The sequence below is a fragment of the Streptomyces sp. WG5 genome, from assembly GCF_049974565.1.
Lineage (GTDB): Bacteria > Actinomycetota > Actinomycetes > Streptomycetales > Streptomycetaceae > Streptomyces.
On sequence record NZ_JBNGGC010000135.1, the window covers coordinates 1 to 1,119 of the forward strand.

General features: G+C 71.3%; 1 protein-coding gene. It reads right to left on the reverse strand.

All coding sequences use genetic code 11. From position 1 onward, the window contains the following. Nucleotides 1-989 (reverse strand): S1 family peptidase (locus ACP4IX_RS36235; RefSeq protein ID WP_426558908.1); only part of this gene is annotated, 989 nt, incomplete at its 3' end. Nucleotides 990-1,119 lie beyond the last annotated feature (130 nt).

Genomic DNA, 1,119 nt, shown 5'->3' on the forward strand with positions numbered 1-1,119 from the left:
TCGCCGTTGATGTCGGCGAAGTAGAGCCGGCCCTTGCCTTCCTGGCCGAGGAAGTTGCTCCAGCCGGCGCTCCAGTGCACGGGCGGGTTGAAGCGGTACACCGGATCGCCCGGCTTCGAGGCGAACCTCTCCCTCGCCGTGCGCACCGTGATCTCTCCGTCCCTGCTCAGGACGATGAGGTCGCTCAGCCCGTCCCCGTTGACGTCGGCCGCGTACACGACCTCGCGCAGTTGCTCCCGCGTCTCCCTCGCCCATGCCTGGACAGCGCTGCCGTCGACGCGCGGGGAGACGGCGTTGTTGCGGGTCTCGGCGGGGTCGGTGCCCCAGCAGCCGCCCTGCCAAGACTGGCTGGCGAGCGCCACCAGCTCGTACACGCCGCTCTTCTGACGGACGATCGGACCGCCGGCGTCACCGGCGCAGATCGCGTCGGTGTCCGTCGTGCCGTCGAGCGCGATCGTGGTGTCGGACACGGACTCGACCGTGAAACTCGCGGTGTGCGGGGAGAGTGGCGCCCATTCGTCCTCGGTGCGCCCGAACCCTGCCACCGTGAGCTCCTCGCCCGGGGTGGGTGCGGTCGCGGCGAAGGCGACGGGGGCGACATCCGTGACCGGGGCGGCGAGGCGGGCGAGCACCATGTCCCGGTCGGTGCGGGGAGCGAGTTCGACGACATCGACGGGAGAGTCGGCGTCGGCGTTGGGGCCGACAACGGCCTGGACTTTCCACTTGGGCTTGCCGGCGGCGACCTGGCCACCGCCGAGGTCGTCGGCGAAGCAGCTGGCGGCGGTGGCCAGCCACCGGGGGTCGATCAACACCGCCGAACAGGCCCGCTGGTTGTCACCTATCTGGAGGCGGGCGGTGAAGGCGTAGGTGCCGTCGGTGGCGGCGGGGCCGGTCGCGGCCTGGGCGGTGCCGGTGGTGAGGCAGGCGGCGGCCACCGCGGTGGCCATCAGACCTGCGGTGATCGCGGCGCGTGAACGGAGTCTTGACACGAGGAGTACTCGTTCCTTTCGCTGTGCAGCGTGTGCAGTGTGTGAGGGAGGCCGGGTCAGCCGGTGACGCGGAGTTCCAGCAGGACGGCGGCAGCGCCGCCGACCCCTTCGCCGACGCCCTGGAAGTCGT